The sequence below is a fragment of the Daejeonella sp. genome (assembly GCF_049655485.1).
Lineage (GTDB): Bacteria > Bacteroidota > Bacteroidia > Sphingobacteriales > Sphingobacteriaceae > Daejeonella.
Map to the genome: position 1 here is coordinate 1 of NZ_JBASJU010000249.1, position 9,595 is coordinate 9,595.

At 41.6% G+C, this 9,595-nt stretch carries 9 protein-coding genes; 1 reads left to right on the forward strand and 8 read right to left on the reverse strand.

What is annotated here, in order from left to right; genetic code table 11:
* The 7 genes from WBJ10_RS10660 to WBJ10_RS10690 all read right to left on the reverse strand — a co-directional run.
* On the reverse strand, positions 1–935 hold a 935-nt coding region (locus WBJ10_RS10660), incomplete at its 3' end, for a histidine kinase dimerization/phospho-acceptor domain-containing protein (RefSeq protein WP_424290109.1).
* A complete protein-coding gene (locus WBJ10_RS10665; protein WP_424290111.1) occupies positions 935–1,612 on the reverse strand; it encodes a response regulator transcription factor in 678 nt (225 codons plus the stop codon). The genes WBJ10_RS10660 and WBJ10_RS10665, both read right to left, overlap by 1 nt.
* An 84-nt stretch (positions 1,613–1,696) precedes the next feature.
* Positions 1,697–2,038: a hypothetical protein gene (locus WBJ10_RS10670; RefSeq protein ID WP_424290115.1), complete on the reverse strand. Its 342-nt coding sequence runs from the start codon at positions 2,036–2,038 to the stop codon at positions 1,697–1,699.
* 189 nt (positions 2,039–2,227) lie between these two features.
* A complete protein-coding gene (locus WBJ10_RS10675; RefSeq protein ID WP_424290117.1) occupies positions 2,228–4,195 on the reverse strand; it encodes a c-type cytochrome in 1,968 nt (655 codons plus the stop codon).
* Between the two features lie 10 nt (positions 4,196–4,205).
* The gene (locus tag WBJ10_RS10680) at positions 4,206–5,648 is read right to left on the reverse strand and encodes a 3-keto-disaccharide hydrolase (protein WP_424290119.1); all 1,443 of its coding nucleotides are present in this window, start codon (positions 5,646–5,648) and stop codon (positions 4,206–4,208) included.
* A 211-nt stretch (positions 5,649–5,859) separates the two neighbouring features.
* Entirely contained in the window at positions 5,860–6,729 is an 870-nt protein-coding gene (locus tag WBJ10_RS10685) for a YihY/virulence factor BrkB family protein (protein ID WP_424290121.1), read from the reverse strand.
* A 153-nt stretch (positions 6,730–6,882) separates the two neighbouring features.
* The gene (locus WBJ10_RS10690) at positions 6,883–7,914 is read right to left on the reverse strand and encodes a glycerophosphodiester phosphodiesterase (RefSeq protein ID WP_424290123.1); all 1,032 of its coding nucleotides are present in this window, start codon (positions 7,912–7,914) and stop codon (positions 6,883–6,885) included.
* A 168-nt stretch (positions 7,915–8,082) separates the two neighbouring features.
* On the opposite strand from WBJ10_RS10690, the gene WBJ10_RS10695 reads away from it, so the two are divergent.
* Positions 8,083–8,685 (forward strand): hypothetical protein, encoded by a 603-nt coding sequence (locus WBJ10_RS10695; RefSeq protein WP_424290125.1) that lies wholly within the window; start codon positions 8,083–8,085, stop codon positions 8,683–8,685.
* A gap of 100 nt (positions 8,686–8,785) precedes the next feature.
* Here WBJ10_RS10695 and WBJ10_RS10700 read toward each other — a convergent pair.
* On the reverse strand, positions 8,786–9,595 hold an 810-nt coding region (locus tag WBJ10_RS10700), incomplete at its 5' end, for a helix-turn-helix transcriptional regulator (protein WP_424290127.1).

A 9,595-nucleotide genomic window follows, 5' to 3' on the forward strand; every position in this document is an offset into this window, starting at 1 on the left:
TTTTCACTGAGCCTATGGCTAATTTCTTCTTCAATGTCGCTGAATAATTCCTTTAGAGTGATGGATTCGTTCTTGCTAAATTGATCGTTGTCGATTCTTGATATAAGAAGAAGTGAGTGAACAATGCGCTTAAGCCTGTTTAATGTCCGATGCATCCCTATAAGGCGTTCCTGAACCAATTGCCCGATTTCCGGTTCACCCATTAGATTTTCGATCTTATTTTGAAGTATTCCAATTGGTGTCATCAGTTCATGCGAGGCGTTGGCAGTGAATTCCCGTTCCTTCTCAAATGCTTCATGAATTTGCTCCATAAGGTTGATAAGGGAAGTATCCAGGAAAATAAAATCTGTGGTTGATGTTTTTATAGGGACCGAATTTTCGTTGAAGGGAAATTTCCGGTTACTGATTTTTGTGCGAATGATTTGACCCAATGGACGCAGCAGGAAGCGGGTGTAAAACAAGTCAATTATTAATGTAAAAAGGATTAACCCGAGAAGTACATACGTAGCAATTTTTTGGAGCGGTCGGTTATATTGATCAATGGTAGCAGTAGTTTTCCCAACCTCCATTAAATATTTCTTGTCGCCTGCGAGAAATGCGTGCGTCAGAACCCGGTAGCTTAGTGTGTCCTCTTCAATTATCCGTTCATCTGTATAAATCGTGTCGATATTGAAATTTTCATCGATTGGCTCCAGAGATATATACTCCTCTTTTAGCATGGTATAACTACCATAACTCTCTTCGCCTTGCAAATAACTATTAACCCCGTCTTTGGAGATCACATCCAGAACTTTCTCTTTCTGTTGCTGAAGGTATAAATCAGTATAACCCCGCGCGATGTCGCTGATCAGATAAGGTAATACGAATACAAAAAGCAGCACCACAGCAAGCTTGGACAGTGTGACAAATAAAGTTAGCTTGCTTATGAGTTTCACTACTGCTTCCTTATTTTGTATCCGACACCTCTAACGGTTTCGAGCCATTCTACCGGGCCAAAAGCACTGAGTTTTTTACGGATATTCTTTATATGAACATCAATATAATTAGAATCGTAATCATCATCGACAAATGTTCCCCAAATATGTTCACTTAGCTGCATACGCGTAAGCACCCGGTTCTTATGGAGCAATAGATAACTTAGAAGATCAAATTCTTTTCTTGTTAGCTCAACTTCACGTTTGGAATGGCTGACAATCCTTTTCTGAAGGTCAATGGAGAATTCACCCAACTCGATTTCCTGGGTGTTGATATTAAACTTTCTCCTTGAAATAGCTTGCATTCTGGACTGTAGCTCAAGTAAGGAGAATGGTTTGGGCAGATAATCATCCGCACCCAGGTCCAGCCCAATAATCCGGTCTTCGATATTTCCTCTTGCGGTTAGAATAATATAGGCCGCATCGGGATTAAGCTTCTTTGCTTGTTCCAACACCTTTAGGCCATCGAGGTCAGGCAATCCAAGGTCAAGCAGAATGAAATCATAGGGATTCAAACCCAGCATTTCAAGCCCTTTCTGGGCATTATGGGCAAGATCGCAGATATAGAACGCTTTTTTTAGAAATGCTTCGATCTCATAAGCAAGTGTCTTTTCATCTTCAATCAGAAGTACTTTCAAATCAGAATAAAAATAATGGGTGTTTTTATCCTTTTCCGAGTCCGGTCAAAATGATAAATCCCCGATGAAATTATTGCTCTCTTATCAATTCCGGGGGCCCTTTATTGGAGGCCTGTTTATTTTAATCCGTTCGGTAACCCGTTGTGGTTTCAATTTAGGCAAAGATCTTGGAACTTCTTTTATTGCGCGTCTTTGCACTTCCCGCAGGCGGTCCTGTATTTCATCTTTGGTTGGTTTCTGCCCTTCCCGGGGTTTATCAGCCGTTTTTTTCTTTGAACCGGTGGTATCTTGAAACATCGGGAAACTTGTTAGAAGCTCCCGTCTCATCGGTTTATCGATATCAACTGATGAAGCCATTAAAGCGAACGGTGAAAGTGCAGCTAGAATGACGATAAAAGTTATACGATAAAATAGGAAAAGTTTCATTTCACACAAAAATAGAGAGTTTACCTGAAAAACGGGCAAACGAACATGAAGGAATATATCTCTTTTTATTAATGTACGAGATTTTGGTGTAAAGATGATACACGAACATGAAATAAAAATGAAGTTTTGGAATTATTTTGAATTGCTGGAATCCAAACTTAAAACCAAAACTTCTATTTCCTGCCTAAACTACTTTAGTGAGTTAATATATGCAGCAATCTTCAGCCCATCTTCTCGCTTAACCTGAGGCATCGGCGGCATTGGAGTCGGATAATCCGGCCAGTTTTGAGGCTGCGGGTTATGTATTAGCTGAATAATCTTATCTGCTGTATATTTTCTCTTGGCGATTTCACTAAAAGCAGGACCCACAAGCTTTTTGTCGGGGCTATGACAAGCGAGACATGTATATGATGTAAGCATCGCTTTGACATCGTTGAAAGTTGGAGATTTTGCAGCGCTTGCAGCTGGTTTTGCTTCTGGCTTTACCGCTGGTTTAGCAGCCGTAACACTTGTCTTTGCAGGAGTTGTAACAGCAGGTTTTGCCGAAACTACAGCAGCCGAGTTCCTGGTGCTCAGTTCAGTCATTGACAATTTTGGCCCTTCCGGAATATTATTCAAGGTGTAATATGCTGTAGGATGAACTAATGAGTAAAAGTTGTCCTTCTCCCGTACACCTTCCAGTTTAATGGTGTGGATATAATATTTTCGAAGGTTATCAACAACCAACCTGGCTTTCATTCCATCCTCAGATAATTTTATTCCCTTTATTTTAAGCTTTTCGGTATTCACCGGTGGACTTCCATACACCGCATGGTATTTGTAAATATAGCTTTCAATGTCATAGGAAGCAATATCAGTCGCCGATTTCGGATCAACTGCTTGAGTAAAATCGATTTCAAATCCATCAGGCATTGCCCTAACGGCTTTCATCTCAAAGGGAGTTTTATTATTCCAAACCAGGCGCTGTAAGCCTTCATTTGCTTCGCCGGCCGAACCCCAACCGCGGTTTGTTTCTCCTACGAAAAGTGAGCCATCGCGGGCCCACGCCATTCTCAGAACACCCGAGCGAAATCCGGTTCTAAATACAAAAGATGCTCCTTGATATTCACCGTTAACTTTTTCAAGAAAAACTCTCGAAAGCATGCTCATACCCTGATCGCCGACCAAGACCTGGCCCTCGAACGGCCCAAAACTTCCCTTAGGAATTACAATTGGCTCCGAAGTCGAAATTCCGAGTATTCCATATGGAAGCCAAACTGCAGGTAAGCGAAGTTCAGGAATCTCTTTCTTCATATCGAAGAGAGTCTTAAACTCTTCGTTCACAACATTCTCTGGCTTTATATATCGTCCTTGTGCATTCTTTGTTTTTCTTGGATCAATAAGCGAGTTAAATTTAGCTTCTGTTAATTTTAACGGAGAATTTGGCATGCCAGTCCACGCTAAACCGGCAGGATGTCCCATAAAATCTCCTTTAACAACCTGCCAAAGTGCTCCTGACCCCATCCAGTCTCCTTGATTGTCTGTATAGAACAGATCACCATTTAATACCCCGATTCCTGCCGGCGAGCGCATCCCAGTTGCCCAAGGCTCCATTTTATTGCCGTCGGCGCTGATTTTCATTGCCCAACCTCTCCATGGCACACGGCTTTCACCTCTCCACCATTCCTCATTCCCAAAAGCAACGTTTCCAGTTACGAAAAACGAACCATCAGGAGCGATTTTTGGCCCAAAGCTGTATTCGTGGTAATGGCCGGAAATAGGCCATGAATAAACCGTTTCATATACATCAGCTTTGCCATCCATATTGGTATCTACCAACTTGGTGAGTTCCCCACGCTGGGCACCGAAAAGTGCGCCATCTTTATAGGCAAGCCCCAGTATTTCGTGCAGGCCGGAAGCAAACTTTCGGAAGTATGGGCTCGCACTTGTAGGATTCTCGACTATATATACATCTCCACGGCGGGTAGAAACTCCCAGATTGCCATTAGGCATAGTCACTAAACCGCCAACTTCAAGGATTACACCCTCTGGAGTAGCCACTTTAAATATCCGCGAAAAATCTTCTTCTTTTGGTGTCTCCTGAGCCGTGATATTAAGACTTGAGACCGTCAGGGCGGCAAATAAAACTTTACTGAATCTTGATAATATTGCTTTCATGTCTTCCCGATTAGAATAAAATTGAATAACTGAAACCTGTTCCTGCTGGAATAATTAGTTCTTTACCACCATCCCGATCCCGCAAAACTGCTTTCGCGCCATTTTCCAAACGCAAATAATATGACTGGTTGTCAATCAAATAAAGCCCAGGCGAAGTCTCTTCGATAGATGCCCCATTTGCCAGTCGGAAAAACAAACCTTGTGCGGGATTTTCAATCTTTATTTCACGGGTTAGACCCCTTCCATCGTTCATAACACGCGTGAAATCGGTAATAGCAGAACCATGCATCATATATTTGAAAGCTGGCTGTCCCTGAACATCCAATACATAGCCTTTTTGCCGGTATGATGTGCCTGTAGTATCAGCAGGCCAATTTGCTTGTGCATTCTCAAGACGTGCTAAAGACTGCATCATTTTTCCGAAACGCTGAACAGTTCCCTGTGGCCTTGATGAACCATCTCCCCTGCTGTGCCACATCGGCGTTGCATTTAAGAAACCTCCCCGCCATACCTGGACTAAAGAAGCATTATCCATATCATATGTATAATGAACATTAGATGGGCTTCCAACTGAAACCGCATGAACCACTCTTGGCCCGCCAGGTACATCCATAAAACTTCTTATAACGGTGTTTTCCGTTGCATCAATCAATATCGGATCGACGGCATCAGGATTAACCGGTCTAGCGACAAGAGCGCGCGGAGTATCGAACCTTGTAATTTTAATATTCCGGAATGCCACTGGTCCATGGTCGCCCTGTATTCTTAGCGGGCCTGTGGCTTTTTCGTCTTGCGACATTGATCCGCGGGTAACACCAGTTAGCTCAACATTGTCATGGATAGTAGTGCCGTTCATTTCAACCCGCAACATCACAGCATTTTGAATTTTATTTCCGTCTGCATCAAAGCGGGGTGCTTGAAACGATATTTTTAGTTTTTGCCACAGTCCAGGCGCCCGGCTCGCGTTTTGGCGTGGTGCATAGCCCGAATAGCCTTTCTGTCCCTCAGGTTTGCTGTCGTCCCAACGCTCATAGATGCCTCCATTACTTCCAGACCGAATAATAGTTGCGCCCCAAGTATCCATTAACTGAATTTCATAACGGCCCTGAAGATAAATTCCTGAATTTGAACCCGGTGCAATAAGGTAATCCAGTTCGAGATCCATGTCGCCGAACTCTTCAATTGTATAGAGGTCTTCCCCTTTATTTCTCTTATCAGGTAGATTTAGCAGAACCCCACTACCATCAGTGTACGTTAAAACGTTAGGTTTCGTCAAGTCTGCTTTAACGCCGGACACTATTTGCCAGCTCTTTGAAGGATCTTTAAATGCCGATAAGCTATTTAAATCCATTTGTTTTGCAGTTTGCCCGAAAACTTGTCCGGTTCCCGTTAATAAGACAACAGCAACGCCTAAGGGAAGAATTTTCCGCCAAATTTTAATTCCTGATTTCATAGTAAATTTAATAATGTATCAATTGCAAAAGTTAATAAGGAAATTTCAATGCTAAAACGTTTATCAAATTAATTATCTTAATAAACCTCTTTCAAAAATATAGTTTTCTTAAAACACAGGATTTGATAGCGATAGATCCGGTTTCTAAATTAAATTTCTTAGTTAAGATACCTAATTCTGATTCCATAATTTGCCTTTATCACAAAGAAAATTAAGGCTTAATCTCTAAAGTCTCAACCATAAACGCCTCCTTTACCGGCCGTATCGGTTTATCATAAACTTCGCTCAACACTTTTACAAAACAACCTCCATAATAAAAAATAAGTGCCGAGTAAAAAACGAAAAGCATGATCAAAACCGTAGAGCCGGATGCTCCATAAAGTGCACCTATATTACTGTTGATCAGAAGGAAGCCTAAAATCCATTTCCCTACTGTAAAGAGAATCGCAGTGAAAAGTCCTCCGATAAGGGCTATCTTCCATTTGGGGCGGCCTACGGTTAAAAAACGGAACAGACAGGCGAACCAAATACTTACAAATACCACAAAAACCAGTTCATTGAGTACGCTATTCAGAAACATTCCCCCGAATCCCCATAAATCATCAATATAATTCCCCAAAATCGCTTGTAAACCTTCAAGAAATAATCCCGCAAAGAAGAGTATACCGGCAATAAAAATGATCACCAGGGAGCGGATTCTATATTTTATTCTGAAGACAAATCCTGAGTGCGGCCTGATTCTGATTTCCCATAGCTGTCCGAGTGAATTTTTTATTACATCGAATAGTGTTGTCGCTACAAACATCAAAAAGATGAAACCGAACATATTAACATACCACTCCTGACCCAGACCACTTACAGCTTCAAGGGTCCTTTCCACTTGTTCCGCACTTTTGGTTCCCAGGATATGGCCAAGCCGGAGGATGAGTGCAGAACTAAGCTTGGTAGGATCAACAAATATCCGGAAAAACTGGGTGAAGATGATCAGGATGGGAGGCAGGGCAAATGTGGTAAAAAAAGCCGTCGCCGCTGCCATACGCAACGGATCATTTGCTTTAAGCACATCCAGAGCTCTTTTCATCAAAGATCCAAATGCAAGCAAATTCGTCAGAAAACTATGCTCTTTTTTAACCTTGCTAACCAAGCCTTAAAGGTAACAATTCTTAATGGAGCATTAAAAAACGAATGCTTGCACGAGATGAATCTTACATGAACCTTAAAAGCTCACTAAAATCTATTTCTTAACGATATTGAATAGCAATTCCGGTTCATTTGTAGTGATGAAATCAGTATCTCTCTCAAGGAACCATTTCATCAGTGCTTCGTCGTTTACGGTCCAGGCATTTATCGTAAGCCCCTTTTGTTTGGCCTCGGCGATCCAATGTTCATTTTTCTTAAATACGTTGTAATGGTAGTCGAATCCCCAGAGCTTATCGGCAGCTAGTTTTGCTGGCGATTTGTCGCCATTCAGGTACGCAACTCTTGCATAAGGATCCAGTCGCTTTAACTCCAGGCAAATGTTGTAATCAAAACTGATGTAATCTATCCAGGCTTGTGCCTTTAGGCTTTTAACCAATTCCACCGTTTTTTGAGCTAGTTGAAGCGCTCTGGGATTATTGGTTGTAGGCTTAATCTCCAGGACGAGTTTGGTGTTGTTTTGATTGAGGCCGGCTTTTAGAAAAGCTTCAAGGGTGGGCATATTTTCACCACTGGATAGTTTCAATTTTCCTAAATCACTTGCTGTGCTTGTCGCAATCGTCATTCCCTGTATCGTAGGATCGTGATTAATCACCAGCACTGAGTCAGCCGACATATGAACATCAAATTCAGAACCCTGGCATCCCATTCTGATGGCGTGCTGCAGGGCGGCAATTGAATTTTCTGCCACGCCGGTATTTTTAAATGCGCCCCTGTGGGCAATTACCTTATTAACGATAAACTGATCATTAACTATCCTAAAGCTTTGAGATTGCTTATAAGAACCGGCTTTCATTTGAATATCTACATCGTACCATTTTACATCCGGCTTAACGTGTTTTTCGACGATAGAAAGCTTGTCATATTTTATAAAAAACTTCTTCGCGTCTTTTCCCTTTAACTTGAATGAAACCTTTTCACTTGAATTGGTGTGCAAAGTTCCAACCTCAGTATTTCCTGATGAAAAAGAATGATTACTTAGGAGAACAGACATTTTCTGTTGAGCGGACAATGTTCCTGAAACAATAGAAATTAGCATAAAGATGAAAAGAGGTTTAAAGAATCTCATAGAGCGATTTTTAAGGGGTGTTTGATGTTAGGAGGCTTAATTGGATATCAAGTTAATAGCTAACGCAAATATCCCGATTTATTTTAAAAAGTATAATTCCCAAAACAGCTAAAGACAACCACTACTTACTCTTTAATAAGTTTGGCACGAATTCAGCGTTACACAGGTATGAAAAGATTATCCCTCATTTTGTTGCTTGCTATCACAATGGCAGGTTGCGGACTAAATAAACAGGCTCGTCAGATCGAGGCACTGGAAAAATGCACCTACGAAATTTCGTCGGCGGATAGTGTGTACATCGCCGGCCGCGATGTGAGCAAACTTATAAAAGACCGTACTTTAGAACTCCGAAATGTACCGGAACTGGCTCTGGCCTTATTCAGAAGAAACATTCCTCTAAAAGCACGGGTTAATCTTACTATAAATAACCCCACTGCAACTGAAGCTGCGATCAATGCATTCGAGTATATTGTATCGATTAAGAATCAGGAAATCGCCAACGGGTTTGTAAATCAAAAAGTAAGCGTGGAGCCGGGTGGATCAGTAACTGTACCTGTAAGAGTTAATTCGAATATCTATTCTTTCCTGTCTAATGGTAGGACAATGGAAGAGATCCTGGATTTTGTAAGGGGTGGTGAAAGCGGGGCTGCCGAGCGCAAAGGGGTAGTCACTATAAAAATAAAACCTACTATTGATGTGGGCGGCAAACTGGTGAAATATCCGGGGTATATTAGTATTGATAAGGAGGTTAGTAGTAAGATACTGTTTTAGCAGAAGGAACAAGGAACAAAGAGCAAAGACAATTTGCCTTGTCTTATAAAGGCTCTCCATAAATACGTGAGGGCCGGGGGCTCGAAGCCAATGACAGACCCTACAGACCCGTTTTGTGGGTGTCTTTATTCCTTAATCCTTGTTCTTTGATCCACATCAAGTTCTCTGAAACCACCCCTATCAAGCCCCTAACATCTTCCTTGAGTGCTTCTGGCTGCAATATCGTGGCACAATCCCCGAACATCAGGAACCATCTGGCAAACCCGTGCAGGGAGAAAGTTAGGAAACTCATTTCGATTTCATTCCCCACTTCTGTTTGTGCGATGAATCCGTAATAATACTTTTGACTGTCAAGCCAAAAAGCCTTTTTCTTGTTAATCCGAATGATTACTAAAGGGAGATTAAGATCTTTAGAGCAATTGACATCATATTTAGCCAGATACTCTTTCAAAGTTTTGTGCTTCTTCGAAAAATCAATTTCAGTAAGATTCATAAAGGAAATACGGTCAAACCTGAAATCTCTGTAATCATTTCGCATCCTGCAAAAGGCAATAAGGTGCCAACTGTTATCCGAGTAAAATACTCCTAAGGGTTCAACCAGGCGCTCGGTCTTCTCCTGATTATAACGTGCATGATAGTTGATTTCGAGAACTTTTCTCTGATCGATGCTTTTCAAAACAGGTTGAATAAGATTTAAATCAGGAGAAATCCCATTATCTCCCGGCCTTCCGAAAACCTCAATGTGATCCCCGATATTTTGCAGCAAATCTTTTTTATCTTGATCAGGTACGGCTTTGATCTTGAACATTGCTGAACTGTAATTTTCAGCGTTTGGCCCGTCGGTTAATTGGGCAACGAGCTTTTCAGCAGTTAGAAATGCAAGGGCCTCTTCGGGACTAAACATCACCGG

Excerpts from the sequence above, each read along its gene's own strand:
- WBJ10_RS10670 (WP_424290115.1), bottom strand. The coding sequence starts at position 2,038 with ATGAAACTTTTCCTATTTTATCGTATAACTTTTATCGTCATTCTAGCT.
- WBJ10_RS10675 (WP_424290117.1), bottom strand. The coding sequence starts at position 4,195 with ATGAAAGCAATATTATCAAGATTCAGTAAAGTTTTATTTGCCGCCCTG.
- WBJ10_RS10680 (WP_424290119.1), bottom strand. The coding sequence starts at position 5,648 with ATGAAATCAGGAATTAAAATTTGGCGGAAAATTCTTCCCTTAGGCGTT.
- WBJ10_RS10685 (WP_424290121.1), bottom strand. The coding sequence starts at position 6,729 with ATGAAAAGAGCTCTGGATGTGCTTAAAGCAAATGATCCGTTGCGTATG.
- WBJ10_RS10690 (WP_424290123.1), bottom strand. The coding sequence starts at position 7,914 with ATGAGATTCTTTAAACCTCTTTTCATCTTTATGCTAATTTCTATTGTT.
- WBJ10_RS10695 (WP_424290125.1), top strand. The coding sequence starts at position 8,083 with ATGAAAAGATTATCCCTCATTTTGTTGCTTGCTATCACAATGGCAGGT.